Below are 17293 nucleotides of genomic sequence, written 5' to 3'. Positions count from 1 at the left end.
ACCGAGGGGACATTTCGCGTTGAAGTTGTCCAGGTTAACTGTCCGTAAGCTCCCGCATGCCATAAAATCGATGGGAACTTTCCAACGGGGAGCAGATGCGTTTCCACAAGGCGGAATCAGCCTTTTTCGTCTTTATTTTTGTGATCCTGGCCGCCGGCCTGGTGACGCTTTACGCCTATGGGCTCCTGCAAACCCTGGCCGCCGACATTCGCAATACGCCTTCGGAACTCGATGAAATCGTCTATCTCAACAAGCTGCTGTTTGCGACCGGCGTGCTGCTGGCGACCGCGCTGTTCTTCGGCATTTTCTTCATTTATCCGCTGATCCGAAAGCAGGCGACGGAAGAAGGCAAGCTGCGCGCCATGACTGTTTCGCTCAGCGCGCGCTCGGAGACGCTGGAGCATGCGGCGCTCACCGACAGCCTCACCGGCATGCAGAACCGGCGCTACTTCGACGATGCGCTGAAGGAATATCTCGAAGAGTTCCGCCGCATCGAGAAACCAGTCGGGCTGATGATCCTCGACCTCGACCATTTCAAACAGGTCAACGACAGCCACGGCCACGATGTCGGCGACGAGGTGTTGCGGGCCGTCGCCAACTGTCTCAAGGACATGACACGCTATCACGACGTGGTGGCGCGCCTGGGCGGCGAGGAGTTCGCGGTGGTCACGCCCAATATGGACGCCGAGCTGCTATCCAAATTCGCCGAGCGCATCCGCAAGGCGATCGCCAACATGTCGGTGCTGACAGGCAATGTCCGACTGAAGATCACCACCAGCGTCGGGCTTGCCGTCTGGGACCGCAAGGAAACCGCCGAGGAGTTCTATCGCCGCGCTGACCGCCAGCTCTATGAGGCAAAGAGGCAAGGGCGCAACCGCGTCTGCGCCTGAAATCCCGTCATTGAATTCGATGCTGGCCGTCTGGTATCGTTTTCTGCGTTTCCGGTGCACGCAGACCGATGTCACCCAGTCAAGCTGAGATGCTGCCTTTGCGGGGCTTGCCGGGAATAGAGGTGTTCCGTGACTATATCCGATCTCTCCGATCTTTACCGGGGCTATATTGCATGCCTGAACAAGCAGGATTGGCCAAATCTGGGGCGGTTTGTTCATGATGAAGTGACCCACAACGGTCGCAAGCTCGGATTGTCCGGCTATCTCGAAATGTTGGTGAGAGACTTCGACGAAATTCCGGACCTTTACTTCGACATTCAGCTATTGGTTGCCGATCCGCCTTATATAGCGAGCCGGCTAAGCTTCGACTGCGCGCCAAGGGGAACGTTCCTTGGGCTCGATGTAAGCGGGAAGAGAATTTCGTTTGCCGAGAACGTATTCTATGAGTTTCAGAGAGAGAAAATTCGCCAGGTGTGGTCAGTCATAGACAAGGCAGCCATCGAAGCTCAGCTTTGATATCTGCGGCCGCACCGATGAGGTCTGCCTAACAGTCGCCCGACTCATTCGTTTTGCGGACGTAGCCCGAAGGTCGCCGGCTTGAGGCCGTAGCGTAGGTCGAAATCGTCGCTCCGCTGGGTGCGTGCGGCTGGCGGTTTGCGATAGTCCGAATCGCCGGCCTGCCGGCCCGAATCGACGACTTCCGCGAACGGCATTGCCTGTTGTGATTTCGGCACGTTGCGCAGCCGTTCGACGATCGCCACGAGGTCGACCTCGTCGCCGGTTTCGGACGGCAAGGCGTCCTCGCGCTTGGCCGTGCCGGGGATCAAATCCTCGGAGAGCTTTTCAAACTTCATCCGCATCGTCGTCGCCACGCCTTCCCCGAAGGCGATGGCCTCGCGCTGGCCCATGGAAGACAGGAACGCCAGCGTCGAAGCCGAGGAATCGGCGATCGCCGACCGGATGATCGCCTGGTCCTGCTCGTTGGCGAGCCGCATGGCAAAGAACGTCGAGCACTGCGACAGGATGGTCGGGTCGAGCTCGCCCGGGCGCTGGGTGACGACGCCGAGATAGCAGCCATATTTGCGGCCTTCCTTGGCGATGCGCGACAGCGCGTGCCGCGTCGGCGCGAAACCGAGGCGCGGATCGGCCGGCATATAGCGATGCGCTTCTTCGCACAGGAAGAGCAGCCGCAGGCGGCCTTCGCTCCACAATGCCAGGTCGAAGGCCAGCCGCGCCAGCACCGAGCATACGGAATTGACCACCTCGGACGGCATGCCGGCCATTTCGAAGCAGGTCACAGGGCGGCCGTGATGCGGCACGCGGAAGATGTTGCCGATCGTCTCGTGGATGGTGTCCTCGATCAGGCGCGAGTTGAACATGAAACGGTAGCGCGGATCGGATGCCGCCGATTCGATACGTGTCTTCAGTGACCTGAGGGTGGGGCGATCGTTCTTGCTTTCCAGCAATCCCATGCGCTCGTCGACCAGCTTGATGAGGTCGGCAATGCGATAGGGCACCGGCGCGTCGGCGGTCAGCGCGTCGGTGCTGCGCCGTAGATAGCTGCCGGAGTTCGGATTGCGGTAGAGGTTCTTGGCCGCGGGAATGAGATCGCGCAAGGCGTCGACCTCTTCCGGGACCGTCTCGCGGCCGCGAAACAGCACCTCGGCAAATTCCTCGAGCTTGAACATCCAGAAGGGCAGGTCGAGCGTCGTCGAATCGACCCTGACGCAATATTCAGGCAACGACGCGGCGAACTCGTTGTGTGGATCGAGGATGAGCACGCGCAGGTCGGGCCGGGCGACGATCGACTTGCGCAAGAGCAGCGACACGGCGGTCGATTTGCCGACCCCGGTGGTGCCGACAATGGCGAAATGCCGCGCCAGCGTATCGTCGATGGCGATATTGGCGTCGATGGCCTCGTCCTGCGACAGCGTGCCGATGGTGATCGAATCACGACCGGCGAGATCGTAGACGGCCTGCAGATCGCGGCTGCGGATACGATGGGCAATGGCGCCGATATGCGGATAGGTCGTGATGCCACGGTCGAAGACCGGCTTCGCGCCGGGTTCGGCACCATCGCGCACCTCGCCGATCAATTCGATGCTGACCTCGATCGGATTCTGGCCCTCGCTGCTCCAGGCACGATCCAACTTGCCGATTTCGTAGACCAGGCCGACGGTTCGTGATGTGCCGAGATTGATCGAGATCATCTTGCCGACGCTCCACAGGCCGGTGACCGTGCCTTCGATATCGTCGGCATAGGCGCTGATGGTGGCGCGCGCGCCGTCGCATTGCACGACATTGCCTAGAATCCGCTTGTCGTTCTGCTCCGCCCTGCGGCGCTCCAGCAAAGTCGGTTCTCCAATGGAGGCTTCGCGTTCAACGAGCATGGACAGGCCGATCCCCTTTTCCCAAGCGATGAGCCTAGGCGAACGGGGTTAAGGTGGGATGAGGCCGGATGGTTTAGCGGACATTAAGGAGTTTGCGAAAACTGGACGAAACGGCCGTTGCTCCGTAGAAAAATTTCGATATATTGGATTAATGGATGATATAGCGAACGATATTTCCTCGACCATCGGCAGAAGAATACATGCCGAAAGGGTGGCTCGCAGCTGGTCCCTGGCTGAATTGGCGGAGCGGTCCGATGTCTCGAAAGCCATGCTGAGCACGATAGAGCGCGGCATGACGAGCCCGACGGCGGCACTTCTTGTACGCATTGCGGCCGCCTTCGGCATGACGCTTTCCACTTTGATAGCAAGGGCGGAATTGCAAGGCGGTGGCCTGCTTCGCGAACGTGACCAGCCGGTCTGGCGCGATCCGGCTACGGGCTATGTGCGGCGGCACCTTTCGCCGGTCTCCGACATGCCGCTCGAACTGATCCGGATCCAGTTGCCGGCGGGCGCCAAGGTAAGTTTCCCGGCGGCGTCCTATGCCTTCATCAGGCAACAGATATGGCTGATCTCCGGGCGGCTGGAATTCACCGAGGGCGACATCGTTCACAGGCTCGAACCCGGCGACTGCCTGGCGCTCGGCGCGCCATCCGATTGCGTCTTTCACGCTCCGGGGCCGGACGCCGCCGACTATCTGGTTGCGTTGGCCAGGAGCTGAGGTGAAGGCGCGCCGTCCGAAACGCTCCGACAATGGTGGTCCGCCGCTCGACGACTATGACGGTCCGCCCTGGGGCAAGGGCGACCCCTATGTCTTTCTTGCCTGGCGGACCGCCCATGCCCAGGCATGGAAAGTGCCGAGCCGCGAGATCATGCTGATGCGGCTGGACAAAGCCGAGCGGCTGGGCCTGACCTATGAGGAATACACGCTCGAACTGCTGGAACGCGGGCGACATCTGCAAGAGGAAGACGCCGAGCGTATCGCGGAAATCCGCCGGGCCAGGAAGCGGAAGCGATTCAGTCATTTCGACTGACGGTGCAGATCATGCTGCCGCTCGATTCACCGTCGTTGCGACAGAGGAGACCAAATGGATTCAGTAGAAATCAACCTGATCAGCAATACTGACGGAACGCAAAAAATGCTGGTCGATTTGCTGATCGGGACGGTTGCCGCCGGCGGCTCGGTCAGCTTCATGCACCCGCTGGCGACGGAGATAGCCGCAGCCTTCTGGAACAAGTCGCTTCAGGCGGCCGCCAGAGGCGAAAGGGTGGTGCTGGCTGCCTGGAACCGCGAGGCTCTGGTCGGCACCGTCACCTTGCTGCTCGACTGCCCTCCCAACCAGCCGCACCGGGCCGAGATCGCCAAGCTGATGACCCGCCTCGATTATCGCGGCAAGGGCATCGCAACCCGCATGATGGAGGCGGCGGAAGCTGTTGCCGTGGAGAAAGGCCGCACGCTGTTGGTCCTGGATACTGCAAAAGAGGAGGGGGCTTCCGGCCTCTATGAAAAGCTCGGCTTCACGCTGGCCGGCGAAATACCGGATTATGCGCTGAAGCCGCATGGCGGGCTGACAGGCACCCTCATCTACTGGAAACGCATCGGCCGGACACCGTGATGGCGACAACGATGCACCTTTGCAACACCCGTCAAACCATCGCGGGCGTGGAAAGAATAGCTCTTGCGTCAAATTGGCGGCGAGCTTAGAGAAGCCGCCCATTCTGATCCGTCGTCCTGAAAGGAGACCTGTCAATGACCCGGCGATCCAGATCGACACATTCCGTGCCGACGCTGGAATTGCGTGCGGCTGACAGGGTTCCAATCAGGATGAACGGCCATGGCAAAGTCCATGATCCAGCGCAGGCAGGACGCCGAGCGCGAACGCATTGAAGCATATGCCGTAACGCTGCGGCGGGTTTTTCCCGTCCCGCGTCCCGCTCCGGATTTCGAGCGGGCGCTCGACGAGGCACGTCGGGGCTTTGCCGGCATGGCGATCCGCGACGGCGCGCTGTGGCGTCCAAAGCTGAAGACGCGCGACCCCGCGCGGCTGCGGCTGGCCGCGGCGCGTCATCTCTATGCGCGCTACCCGGTTACAGCCGCGCTCGAGGGGATCTGGCTGGACAGCTCGGGGTTGAATGCCGGCGAGATTGCGCTTCGCAAGGCTTGGTATATCGCAGTGGCGCGTGGTGACTCGCTTTACAAGGCGGGCGCCTGTGCGTGGCTGTCTCGCAAGGAGGTGCATTGCTTCTTGAACTTGCCCGGCGATTTCACGTTCGACGAGGCATTTTGGGTGGCAATCGCCCGGTCCTACACGGATGATTCCGGGTTGGCGGCCCGACTTGCCAAGTCGAAAATCGCGCGCACGCCACGTAACGATCTGGCCTTCTGGCGCGAGGTGACACGGTTCTTCTGCGGGCAGCCCGCGTCGAAGGAGGAGATCGACGATCTATGCGACTATATCAGCGCCGTGCACCAGCGCTATGCGGCGTACAGCGTGAAGGGTCGCACGCTCGCCTCGCTGCGTCGGCAGATGTTGGACTGGCATCGCGACATTGCCGTGATCGAACGCATCGAGGCAATGCGCCGCCGCGCTGCCGGGCGGGCCACGCGTACTGCCGGGACGCAGTCGCAGGGTCGCGCCTGGCACGGCTCGCGCCTCGACGACTGGGACTGGCAGCCGTCGACCAAGGAGGCAAAGGCGCATGGCGAGCGCTTCTTCGTCCGTCAGTTGAAGACGGCCGAGGATCTGGTCGCCGAGAGTCGGGCGATGCATCATTGCGTCTCGATATACGCGGCCAAATGCATCGCCGGCAATGCCTCGATCTGGGTGCTGCGGCGCTCGGCGCTCGGCAAGATCGAGCGGTTGCTGACGATCGAACTCGACCCGCAAAACCGTGCGGTGCAGGTGCGCGGTTTCGGCAATCGTCTCGCCTCGCTCGAAGAGCGCAAGATCATCGAGCGCTGGGCCAAGGCGAGGGGTGTGGTGCTCTGGGCCTGAAACGGAAGACCCGCGCGGCGGAAAGGCCGCGCGGGTGCACAATGGGCGGATGTGCCGACGTCAGGCCAAGTGCACATTCGCCGTTGACAGCGGCGTCAAACCAATTCTATTGTCCGCGACCATGAAAAAGGCACTCATTCTCGTAGGAAAGCGCGTGGGCAAGGCGGTGTAACCGCCAGGCGATGACCTCCCATGCGCAAGACACAGGCTCCCTCGGGGGCCTTTTTTATTGCCCGAAACACGACTAAACGACCAGCAATCGCCCGATGGCGAACAGTACGGGACCAGACCGATGAGCAGTGGACAGAATGAGCGGCGCGAAATGACAGGCGCCGAAATGGTGGTGCAGGCGCTGAAGGACAATGGCGTCAAGCATGTTTTCGGCTATCCGGGCGGCGCGGTTCTGCCAATCTACGATGAAATCTTCCAGCAGGACGAGGTCGAGCACATCCTCGTCCGCCACGAGCAGGGCGCCGGCCATGCGGCGGAAGGCTATGCGCGCTCGACCGGCAAGGCCGGCGTCATGCTGGTGACCTCAGGGCCGGGCGCCACCAATGCGGTGACGCCATTGCAGGACGCGCTGATGGATTCGATCCCGCTGGTCTGCCTGACCGGCCAGGTGCCGACTTCGCTGATCGGCTCGGATGCGTTCCAGGAGTGCGACACGGTCGGCATCACGCGGCCCTGCACCAAGCACAACTGGCTGGTGAAGGACGTCAACGAGCTCGCGGCAACGATCCACGAGGCCTTCCATGTGGCAACCACAGGGCGCCCCGGTCCGGTCGTCGTCGACATCCCGAAGGACGTGCAGTTCGCCAAGGGCATCTATGTCCCGCCGCAGACGGCGCCGCGCACCAGCTACCAACCGAAGGTCCAGGGCGATCTGGAAAAGATCAAGGCGGCGGTCGAGCTGATGGCCGGCGCCAGGAAGCCGATCATCTATTCGGGCGGCGGCGTCATCAATTCCGGCCCGGAGGCGAGCCATCTGCTGCGCGAGCTGGTCGACCTCACCGGCTTTCCGATCACCTCGACGCTGATGGGCCTTGGCGCCTATCCCGCGTCGGGCAAGAACTGGATGGGCATGCTCGGCATGCACGGCACCTATGAAGCGAACATGGCGATGCACGATTGTGACGTCATGCTCTGCATCGGCGCGCGCTTCGACGACCGCATCACCGGGCGGCTGACAGCGTTTTCGCCGAATTCGAAGAAGATCCACATCGACATCGACCCATCGTCGATCAACAAGAACGTCCACACCGACGTGCCGATCATCGGCGATGTCGGGCGTGTGCTGGAGGATCTGGTGCGGCTGTGGCGGGCAACCGCCAAGGCCGACAAGAAGGCGCTTCACCCATGGTGGGAGCAGATTGCCAAATGGCGCGCCCGCGATTCGCTCGCCTACAAGATGAACCACGAGGTGATCATGCCTCAATATGCCGTCCAGCGGCTCTATGCGCTGACCAAGGACCTCGACACCTACATCACCACCGAGGTCGGCCAGCATCAGATGTGGGCGGCGCAGCACTACCACTTCGAGAAGCCGAACCGCTGGATGACCTCTGGTGGGCTGGGCACGATGGGCTACGGCCTGCCGGCGGCACTCGGCGTGCAGATCGCGCACCCGGATGCGCTGGTCATCGATATCGCCGGCGACGCTTCGGTGCAGATGACGATGCAGGAGATGAGCGCGGCGGTGCAGCACGAGGCGCCGATCAAGATCTTCATCCTCAACAACCAGTATATGGGCATGGTGCGGCAGTGGCAGCAGCTGCTGCACGGCAACCGGCTGTCGCACTCCTACACCGAGGCGATGCCGGATTTCGTCAAGCTCGCCGAAGCCTATGGCGGCCACGGCATTCGCTGCGACAAACCGGACGAGCTCGATGACGCCATCAAGGAGATGATCGGGGTCAAGAAGCCCGTCCTGTTCGACTGCCGCGTGGCGACGCTCGCCAACTGCTTCCCGATGATCCCGTCCGGCAAGGCGCATAACGAGATGCTGTTGCCTGACGAGGCGACGGACGAAGCTGTGGCCAACGCTATCGACGCCAAGGGCAGGGAACTGGTGTAGCCTGGTTCAAGGAAGCTGTGCGAAAACAGCAGATTAGCGCAAAAGATTGAAATCGAGATTCATGTCATGAACGCACAGTTGCAACCGACCGGCTCCGCCTATTTCATCGCCAAGGAGACGGAAAAACCAGAGAACCACACGCTTTCGGTCCTGGTCGACAACGAGCCGGGCGTGCTTGCCCGGGTCATCGGCCTGTTTTCCGGACGTGGCTACAACATCGAGAGCCTGACGGTCTCGGAAACCGAGCACGAAAAGCACCTGTCGCGCATCACCATCGTGACACGCGGCACCCCGCATGTGCTGGAGCAGATCAAGCACCAGCTCGAGCGCATCGTGCCGGTGCACCGCGTCGTCGATCTCACCGTGCGGTCGCAGGAATTCGGACAGGAGCGGCCATTGGAGCGGGAACTCGCGCTGGTCAAGGTCGCCGGCACCGGCGAAGCCCGCGTCGAGGCGCTCCGGCTCGCCGATGCATTCCGCGCCAGCGTCATCGATGCCAACACCGAGCATTTCATCTTCGAGATCACCGGCAAGGGCTCCAAGCTCGATCAGTTCATCGCCATCATGAAACCGCTCGGGCTAGTTGAAATCTGCCGTACCGGAGTGGCGGCGATGAACCGCGGCCCGCAAGGGATGTAGCTTCCAGTATCCAGTTGTTTTAGCCGCGTTTCTGCGGTGCCAAGTGATTCCACTCGGCTGCAAGATGCTCTGGCGCCGCATGTCTGTTCCGTCGCTACGCGATCGCCTGGCCCGGCTGCGCCCCTGGAGTGGCTTTTGCGCGACGGTCGTAAAAGGACAATAGTGTTGACTTAATTGGGAGGAAGCTATGACGCTGGATGCATTCCTTGCCCTGCTGGTCTACGCCTTCGTGACCTCGATCACGCCGGGCCCGAACAATTTCATGCTTCTGGCGTCGGGCGTGAATTTCGGCTTGGTCAAGACCGTGCCGCACATGCTGGGCATCGGCATCGGCTTCCTCGTGCTGTTGCTGGCCGTAGGCCTCGGGCTTGGCGCCGTGTTGACGGCCTTTCCGGTGCTGCATACCGGGTTGAAGATCGCCGGCGGCCTCTATCTGCTTTATCTCGCCTGGAAGATCGCCGTGTCGCGCTCGCTCGGCGGCGAAGGCGAGGCGAAGGGCCAGCCGATGCGCTTCATGGAGGCTGCGGCTTTCCAGTGGGTCAATCCCAAGGCTTGGGTGATGGCGATTACAGCCATGGCCGTCTATACGAACCCGGAACGCCCGTTTGTGTCGGTGGTGCTGATCGCAGCCGCTTTCGCCGTCGTCATGCTGCCGAGCATTTCGACCTGGGCCGGTTTCGGCATGGCGCTGCGCGGTTTCCTGGCGGATGCGGTGCGGCTCAAATGGTTCAACATCGCCATGGGCGTGATGCTGGCGGCGACACTGTGGCCGATGCTGCGTTAGCTGCCGTTTTATTGTGCACTGCACATTAAATCTTCGTAATGACGGGTTTTGGCCCTTTTTCGCCTTCGGCATCCTCTATTATCTGGCAAAAGCGCGGCAATCGGCTGCGAGTTGAGCTAGACTACGGCCACCGGATAGCGGCGTGTCGGATCGAGAGGCCTTTTGTCGATGCGCGGAAAGATCGTGTTTGCGGTGATCGCTGCAGCCTGCGTTGCCGCGGCGTGGCTCTATCTTTCGCCCAGCGCAAGGAGCGGTCTTCAGCAGATTCTGTCGGCGAGGCAGACGACGGCGGCCGCGGACAAACCCGCTGCAGCGGCAAATGCCGCGCGTTCGACTTCGGTGGTTGCCGCCACCGCTTCGACGGCCGATTTCCCGGTCCGGCGCTATGCCATCGGCTTCGTGTCCTCTCCTGCCGTGGTCAGCATCAACGCACGGGTCTCGAGCCAGATCGTCGCAATCGCGGTCAAGGACGGACAGATGGTGAAGGCCGGAGACCTTCTGTTCTCGCTGGACGATCGCTCGTTGAAGGCGCAACTGGCACGCGATCAGGCGACGCTCGCGAAAGACCAGGCACTGCTTGCCAGTGCGACGGCCGATCTTCAGCGCGCCAAAAATCTCGTCGCCAGGCAGGCCGGGACACAGCAGACCTACGATCAGGCTGTCGCGGCGCAGAAATCCGCCGCGGCCACCGTCGACGCCGACAAGGCAACGATCGATGCAGACCAAATCCAGCTTGGCTTCGCCACAATCAGGGCGCCGATCTCCGGCAGGCTTGGCGCGGTCAGCGTCGCGGTCGGCGACCTCGTCACCACCAGCAACGGCAGCAGCACGTCGACTCCGCTGGTGACGATCACGCAGGTCGACCCGCTGCAGGTGAACTTCAATCTCCCCGAAAGCGATCTTGCCTTGCTGCACAAGGCGCTGGCGGCGGCGCAGCAAGGTGCGGTGACGCTGACCAAGGATGGCGACCCGAAGCCGATCGGCAAGGGAACGCTGGATTTCGTCGATTCCAGCGTGGACACGGCCTCCGGCACGATCGCAACCCGGGCCAGCGTGCCCAACGCCGATCTTTCGCTGTGGCCGGGCCAATATGTCAATGTCGTGCTCGATGCCGGCATCATGCCGCAAATGACGTCGGTTCCGACGGTTGCCGTCCAGCCCAGCCAAAAGGGCCCGTTCGTCTATGTGATCAAACCGGACAACACCGTTGAAATGCGGCCGGTGCAGGTCGCGCTGACAGAAGGTGCCAACACCGCGATCAGCCAAGGATTGAAAAGCGGTGAGCGTGTCGTCGTCGAGGGTCAGACCAAGCTGAAAAACGGCGCGGCGGTGCGCGAAGGCAAGGCTTCGACCGGCACCGGCGACCAGGCGGCTCCGAAGGTCGCCGAGGCTGACCGTACGGGCGGAACGCAGCCATGATTTCCGAATTCTGCATCCGCAGGCCCGTCGCCACGCTGCTCATGTCGTTCGCCCTGATTCTGGGCGGGCTATTTGCTTACAAATTCCTGCCGGTCGCGGCGCTGCCAAGCGCGGAATTTCCGGTTGTCAACGTCTCGGCCTCGCTGCCTGGAGCCTCGCCGGAAACCATGGCGACCTCGGTAGCAACGCCTCTGATCAAGCAGTTTTCCACTATCGCAGGCATCGATTCGATCTCGACGACCAACTCGCTCGGCTCGACCTCGATCGCCATTCAGTTCGTGCTCAACCGCGACATCGATGCAGCCGCCGCCGACGTGCAGGCGGCGATCGCACGCACGCAGCGACAATTGCCGCCGGAGATGACCAGCCCGCCGAGCTACCGCAAGGTCAATCCAGCCGACGCGCCGATCCTGCTGATGTCGCTTGTCAGCGACACCATTCCGCTGACCGATCTCAATGCGTTTGCCGAGAATGTGATTTCGCCATCGCTGTCGACGATCGACGGCGTTGCGCAGGTTTCGATCTACGGCCAGCAGAAATATGCCGTGCGCGTCCAGATCGATCCGACGGCGCTCGCCGCACGCGGCATTTCGATCGACCAGCTGCAAACGGCCATTGCCTCGGCCAACAGCAACACGCCGCTCGGTGTGCTCAAGAACAACAAACAGCAGCTGACAATCACCGCGAACACGCAGCTCACCAATGCGGCGGGGTTCTCCAACATCATCATCGCCACCAAGAACGGCCATCCGGTGCGGCTCGGCGAGGTGACCCGCGTCATCGATTCGGTCGAGACCACGACGACGGCAAGCTGGTACGACGGCACCCGCGCCATCATCATGGCCGTGCAGCGCCAGCCGGATGCCAACACCGTCGATGTCGTCGACCGCGTCAAGGCGATGCTGCCTTCCTTCGAGGGTCAGATGCCTGCGACGGCGAGCATCCAGTTGCTCAACGACCGCTCGACGTCGATCCGCGAGGCGGTGGACGACGTGCAGTTCACGCTGCTGCTCACCATCGCGCTCGTGGTGATGGTGATCTTCCTGTTCCTGCGCCGGGTGACGGCGACGGTCATCCCGGCAGTGGCGGTACCGATTTCGCTCATCGCCACGCTGGGCGTGATGTACCTGTTCGGGTTTTCCATCGACAACGTCTCATTGATGGGGCTGACGCTTGCGGTGGGCCTTGTCGTCGACGATGCCATCGTCATGCTGGAAAATATTTTCCGCCATATGGAGGAGGACGGGCTCTCGGCCCTCGAGGCGTCGCTCAAGGGCGCCCGCGAAATCGGCTTCACCATCATATCGATCTCGATCTCGCTGGTCGCCGTGTTCATTCCGGTGCTTTTGATGGGCGGCGTGATCGGGCGCATCTTCAACGAATTCGCGGTGGTGGTGACGGTCGCCATCCTGGCGTCGATGTTCGTCTCGCTGACGTTGACGCCGATGCTGTGCTCGCGGCTGTTGTCACTATCGAAAGCCGAGCAGAAGGCGGCGCATGGCGAGCACCATAGGCAAAACGTTTTCATGCGGGGCTATGACAGGCTGCTGACATTCTGCCTTCGCCACAATTTCCTGGTTTTCCTTGTATTCCTCGTGACCGCCGGGCTGTCCGTGTGGCTGATCCAGATATCGCCGAAGGGCTTCTTTCCGCAGGAGGATATCGGCCAGGTCTCGGTGACGACCATTGCGCGCCAGGACATTTCGTTTGACGCCATGGTGAAGCTTCAGGGGCAAGTGGCGGATGTCTTCACCCATTCGCCTTACGTCGCGCATGTCGGCTGGTCGGCGGGCAGTGGAAACAATGCGCTCAACCAGGGCCAGCTGTTTGTGCAGCTGAAAGACAAGGACCAGCGACCGAACATCGACAAGGTACTTTCGGATCTGCGGCGCCAGCTTGCCAATGTGTCCGGCATCGAAACCTACATGCAACCGGTGCAGAATCTGCGGCTCGGCGCGCGCTCTTCGGCGAGTGCCTACCAGCTTGCCGTGCAGGGCCTCGATACCGGCCTGACGAACGTCTGGGCGCAAAAGTTGACGGACGCGATGGCTGCCGATCATGGCGCCTTCACCGATGTCACGAATGATCTGCAGAACAACGCGTTGCAGGCGACGCTGGTGATCGACCGCGACAAGGCAGCGACGCTTGGCGTCGATACCGACACGTTGCGCTCCAGCCTCTATGGCGGTTTCGGCACCCAGCAGGTGTCGACCATCTTCGGTTCGGCCGACAGCTATAAAGTGGTCATGGAGCTCGACCCGAAGATCGAGTGGTCGCCCGAACGGATGCTGGCGATCAAAGTAAGGACGGTCAGCGGCAGTCTGGTACCGCTTGGAGCCTTCGCCCGCGTCGATCGGACCGCCGGTGCTTTGACCGTCAACCAGCTCGGCCAGCTTCCGGCTGTGACCATCTCCTACAATCTGCCGCAGGGCGTGGCCCTCGGCGACAGCGTGAGCCACATCAATGCGCTGAAGGAAAAGATCGGCATGCCGCCGACGATCTCGACCACTTTCTCGGGCACGGCGAAGACCTTCCAGGATTCGCTTTCCAACCAGGGGCTGCTGATCGGCGGCGCGATCCTGACCATCTATATCGTTCTCGGCATGCTCTATGAGAGCTTCATCCATCCGCTCACTATCCTGACCGGGCTTCCGTCGGCGGTGCTCGGTGCGCTGGTGGCACTGCGGCTGGCGGGGATGGATCTGTCGGTGATCGCGGTGATCGGCATCCTGATGCTGATCGGAATCGTCAAGAAGAACGGCATCATGATGATCGACGTGGCGCTAGAACTCAGGCGCGAGGGGATGTCCCCTGTCGAATCCATCCACAGGGCCTGCCTGATGCGCTTCCGGCCGATAATGATGACCACGCTTGCCGCGCTGATGGGTACCATCCCGATCGCGCTCGGCACTGGCGCGAGCGCGGAACTGCGCCAGCCTCTCGGTGTGGCGGTGGTCGGCGGCCTGGTCGCCTCGCAGGCACTGACGCTGTTCGTCACGCCCGTCATCTACGTCTACATGGAGCATTTTTCCGGCTGGCTCGTCAGCGTATGGGCGGGGCACCGGGGCGAGCCGAGCCCGGTCGAGGCGGTCGACCAGCCGTCACTGTTCGACGACGAGGAAGAACCGGTGCCGCAGAAGGCGGCAGCCGAATAGCGCTGGCCCAAGCCGTGGTGCTTGCGGCCGGGTGTCCGCGATCGTAATTTGACGCCATGCCGCACAATCACGACCACGACAACGAGCTTGATCCTTTTGCGGCGCGCGTGCGCGCGCTGGAGACGATTCTCACCCGCAAAGGCCTGATCGATCCGGCGGCGATCGACGTTATCGTCGACACCTACGAGACCAAGATCGGGCCGCGCAACGGCGCAAAGGTGGTGGCGAAGGCCTGGGTTGATCCCGGGTTTGCCGCATGGCTGAAGCGTGATGCGACGGCGGCCATCGAATCGCTCGGCTACACCGGCCGGCAAGGCGAGCACATGCAGGCGGTGTTCAATACGGCCGACACGCACAACCTCGTCGTCTGCACGCTATGCTCTTGCTATCCGTGGTCGGTGCTCGGCCTGCCGCCGGTCTGGTACAAGGCGCCGCCTTACCGTTCGCGCGCGGTGATCGATCCGCGCGGCGTGCTCGAGGAATTCGGCCTGACCTTGCCGGCGACGACGACAATCCGGGTGTGGGATTCGACCGCCGAGCTGCGCTATCTCGTGGTGCCGATGCGTCCCAGGGGTACCGAGGGTTGGGATGAGGCACGGCTCGCCAATCTGGTGACGCGCGATGCCATGATCGGCACGGCGTTGGCGCGGAAGCCGGCATGAACGGGCCGCAGGATCTCGGCGGCCAGATGGGTTTCGGGCCAGTCGCGCCCGAACCGGACGAACCCTATTTCCATGCCGATTGGGAAAGGCGGGCGCTGGGCGTAACGTTATGCGCGGGCGCCATGGGCGCCTGGACCATCGACGAGAGTCGGCACGCGCGGGAATCGCTGCATCCAGCGGATTATTATGCCTCCAGCTACTACCAGATATGGATCAAGGCGCTGGAGGTGCTGCTCAAATGCCATGGTTTCCTCAGCGATCGCGATCTGGCTACGAGCGACGCAGTCGACCCGGCAGCGACACCCAAACGGGTGCTGAAGGCTAAAGATGTTCCGGCGGTGCTGGCAAAGGGCGGGCGCTGCGACCGGCCTGTCGCCGCGCCGCCGCGGTTCAAGGCAGGCGACCTGGTGCGAACCAAGAACTTTCATCCGACCGGCCACACCAGGCTGCCACGCTATGCACGCGGCAAGCGAGGCGTCGTCGAGGCTGTGCGCGACAGCTTTGTCTTTCCCGACACCAATGCGCACGGCCAGGGCGAAAACCCGCAATGGGTCTATACGGTGGCCTTCAGCGGCGGCGAAATCTGGGGCGAGGGCGCCGACCCGACACTTGTCGTATCGATCGATGCCTGGGAGAGCTACCTTGAGCCGGCGTGAGACGGGCTCGGTCGCCGCCATGCTGCCCGCCGGTGTCGAGGCGCCGGTTTTCGCCGAGCCATGGCAAGCAGAGGCGTTCGCCATCACGGTTGCGCTGCATGATAAGGGCCTGTTTTCCTGGAGCGAATGGGCAGATGTCCTGTCGGCCGAGGTGAAGCGGCCGGGCGCCGCGAGCGACGGCCATGATTATTACGAGCACTGGCTGGCGGCGCTGGAGAATTTGCTGTCGACCAAAGGCGTTGCCGGTAGAAACGACGTCGACAGCCTTGCTGCTGCCTGGGAACGCGCCGCGCATGCTACGCCGCATGGCAAGCCGATCCTGCTGGAGAACGATCCACAGCGGGCTGGGTGAGCTGTCGTCGCCCGGCGTTGTTCTCTTTACGTTCCGGCTCGTCACTGATAGCCTGACCCTGTCGCAGCGGCGTGATTGCCCGGCGATGAAATTGCTGGTGACGGCACTCGACCTTGTCTTTCCCTCACGAATCCGGTCTGTCGCGCTGATGGAATTCTCTCCTCAACAGGACGAGGCGCTGAAGGCGGTGGCCGGCTGGGTGAAAACCGGCAAGCCGCAGTTGTTCCGGCTGTTCGGCTATGCCGGCACCGGCAAGACGACGCTGGCGCGCTATTTCGCCGAGCATGTCGACGGCCAGGTGCAGTTCGCCGCCTTTACTGGCAAGGCGGCGCAGGTGCTGCGTTCCAAGGGCGCGGTCAATGCCCGCACCATCCATTCGCTGATCTACCGGCCGAAAGGCGAGGAATCGGTAGCGGATGAGGTGACCGGCAAGACCTCGATGTCGCTGACCTTTTCGCTTAACCGGCAGAGCCCGATCTCGCGGGCCAAGCTCGTCGTCATCGACGAATGCTCGATGGTCGACGAGCAGCTTGGCCGCGACCTGATGAGCTTCGGCACGCCGATCCTGGTGCTTGGCGATCCCGGTCAGTTGCCGCCGATCTCGGGTGGCGGCTTCTTTACCGACCATGAGCCGAATATTCTGCTCACCGAAATCCACCGCCAGGCACGCGACAACCCGATCATCCGGCTGGCGCTCGACGTGCGCGAGGGCCGTGAGTTCATGCGCGGCGACTATGGCACGGCGCAAGTGATCGGCAAGGAAGACGTCACCCAGGAATTGGTGCTGAAGGCGGACCAGGTGCTGGTTGGCACCAACCGCACGCGCCGCCGCTATAACCAGCGGCTGCGCGAGCTGAAGGGGTTCAATGCCGATTATCCGCAAGCCGGTGACAAGCTGGTCTGTCTGCGCAACGATCCGGCCAAGGGACTGCTCAATGGCTCGCTGTGGAAGGTGATGACCTCGTCGCGCGAGACGGTCAAGCCCGGTATCAATCTGCTGGTTTCACCGGAGGAAGACGACCCGGATCGCGGTGTCGCCAAGGTCAAGCTGCTCAAGGCGGCGTTCGAAGACCCGGACGCCGACATTCCCTGGCAACAGAAGAAACGTTTCGACGATTTCGACTATGGCTACGCGCTGACCGTGCACAAGGCGCAGGGATCGCAGTGGAACGAGATCGTGCTTTTCGACGAAAGCTGGGCGTTCAAGGAAACCCGGCAGCGTTGGCTCTACACCGCCATCACGCGCGCGGCCGAACGGCTGACGATCGTCCGATAGGGC

16 protein-coding genes are annotated in these 17293 nt (G+C 62.2%); 15 read left to right on the top strand and 1 reads right to left on the bottom strand.

Features of this window, described 5'->3' with window-relative positions; all coding sequences use genetic code 11:
* Positions 1 to 95 precede the first annotated feature (95 nt).
* Positions 96 to 890, top strand: a complete 795-nt coding sequence (locus NKH70_RS15465; RefSeq protein ID WP_352912808.1) for a GGDEF domain-containing protein — start codon at positions 96 to 98, stop codon at positions 888 to 890.
* A gap of 129 nt (positions 891 to 1019) precedes the next feature.
* Complete coding sequence (locus NKH70_RS15460; protein WP_352912809.1) at positions 1020 to 1406, top strand: ester cyclase; 387 nt, start codon at positions 1020 to 1022, stop codon at positions 1404 to 1406.
* Positions 1407 to 1450: 44 nt separating this feature from the next.
* Here the strand turns inward: NKH70_RS15460 and NKH70_RS15455 are convergent, their stop codons facing one another.
* Positions 1451 to 3280, bottom strand: coding sequence for an ATP-binding protein (locus NKH70_RS15455; protein WP_352978570.1), 1830 nt, complete (start codon positions 3278 to 3280; stop codon positions 1451 to 1453).
* Positions 3281 to 3431: 151 nt separating this feature from the next.
* Between NKH70_RS15455 and NKH70_RS15450 the strand changes: the two genes are divergently transcribed.
* The 13 genes from NKH70_RS15450 (at position 3432) to NKH70_RS15390 (ending at position 17290) form a co-directional block, all read left to right on the top strand.
* On the top strand, positions 3432 to 3998 hold the full coding sequence (locus NKH70_RS15450; RefSeq protein ID WP_352718970.1) for a helix-turn-helix domain-containing protein: 567 nt from the start codon (positions 3432 to 3434) through the stop codon (positions 3996 to 3998).
* Position 3999: 1 nt separating this feature from the next.
* Positions 4000 to 4311 carry a hypothetical protein gene (locus NKH70_RS15445; protein WP_352718969.1) on the top strand — a complete coding sequence of 104 codons (312 nt, stop codon included), beginning with the start codon at positions 4000 to 4002 and terminating at the stop codon, positions 4309 to 4311.
* Positions 4312 to 4365: 54 nt separating this feature from the next.
* Positions 4366 to 4893 carry a GNAT family N-acetyltransferase gene (locus tag NKH70_RS15440; protein ID WP_352718968.1) on the top strand — a complete coding sequence of 176 codons (528 nt, stop codon included), beginning with the start codon at positions 4366 to 4368 and terminating at the stop codon, positions 4891 to 4893.
* A 219-nt stretch (positions 4894 to 5112) separates the two neighbouring features.
* Positions 5113 to 6273, top strand: coding sequence for a PcfJ domain-containing protein (locus NKH70_RS15435; protein ID WP_352978572.1), 1161 nt, complete (start codon positions 5113 to 5115; stop codon positions 6271 to 6273).
* Positions 6274 to 6565: 292 nt separating this feature from the next.
* Positions 6566 to 8347 carry an acetolactate synthase 3 large subunit gene (locus NKH70_RS15430; RefSeq protein WP_352718966.1) on the top strand — a complete coding sequence of 594 codons (1782 nt, stop codon included), beginning with the start codon at positions 6566 to 6568 and terminating at the stop codon, positions 8345 to 8347.
* A 66-nt stretch (positions 8348 to 8413) separates the two neighbouring features.
* The gene (gene ilvN, locus NKH70_RS15425; RefSeq protein ID WP_023676680.1) at positions 8414 to 8986 is read left to right on the top strand and encodes an acetolactate synthase small subunit; all 573 of its coding nucleotides are present in this window, start codon (positions 8414 to 8416) and stop codon (positions 8984 to 8986) included.
* 187 nt (positions 8987 to 9173) lie between these two features.
* Positions 9174 to 9770 (top strand): LysE family translocator, encoded by a 597-nt coding sequence (locus NKH70_RS15420; protein ID WP_352912813.1) that lies wholly within the window; start codon positions 9174 to 9176, stop codon positions 9768 to 9770.
* Positions 9771 to 9938: 168 nt separating this feature from the next.
* A complete protein-coding gene (locus NKH70_RS15415) occupies positions 9939 to 11189 on the top strand; it encodes an efflux RND transporter periplasmic adaptor subunit (protein WP_352912814.1) in 1251 nt (416 codons plus the stop codon).
* Positions 11186 to 14344, top strand: coding sequence for an efflux RND transporter permease subunit (locus NKH70_RS15410; protein WP_352718964.1), 3159 nt, complete (start codon positions 11186 to 11188; stop codon positions 14342 to 14344). Before NKH70_RS15415 ends, NKH70_RS15410 begins: the two co-directional genes overlap by 4 nt.
* Before the next feature lie 56 nt (positions 14345 to 14400).
* Positions 14401 to 15006, top strand: a complete 606-nt coding sequence (gene nthA / locus NKH70_RS15405; protein ID WP_352978574.1) for a nitrile hydratase subunit alpha — start codon at positions 14401 to 14403, stop codon at positions 15004 to 15006.
* On the top strand, positions 15003 to 15662 hold the full coding sequence (gene nthB, locus NKH70_RS15400) for a nitrile hydratase subunit beta (RefSeq protein ID WP_352978576.1): 660 nt from the start codon (positions 15003 to 15005) through the stop codon (positions 15660 to 15662). The genes nthA and nthB overlap by 4 nt, the downstream gene beginning before the upstream one ends.
* A gap of 19 nt (positions 15663 to 15681) precedes the next feature.
* The gene (locus NKH70_RS15395) at positions 15682 to 16014 is read left to right on the top strand and encodes a nitrile hydratase accessory protein (RefSeq protein ID WP_292659117.1); all 333 of its coding nucleotides are present in this window, start codon (positions 15682 to 15684) and stop codon (positions 16012 to 16014) included.
* A 148-nt stretch (positions 16015 to 16162) separates the two neighbouring features.
* Positions 16163 to 17290, top strand: a complete 1128-nt coding sequence (locus NKH70_RS15390) for an ATP-dependent DNA helicase (RefSeq protein ID WP_353025622.1) — start codon at positions 16163 to 16165, stop codon at positions 17288 to 17290.
* Positions 17291 to 17293 lie beyond the last annotated feature (3 nt).

The sequence above is a fragment of the Mesorhizobium sp. M0991 genome, from assembly GCF_040318915.1.
GTDB lineage: Bacteria > Pseudomonadota > Alphaproteobacteria > Rhizobiales > Rhizobiaceae > Mesorhizobium.
The sequence above is the reverse complement of the archived record's forward strand: the minus strand, read 5'-3'. Positions and strand labels throughout refer to the sequence as shown.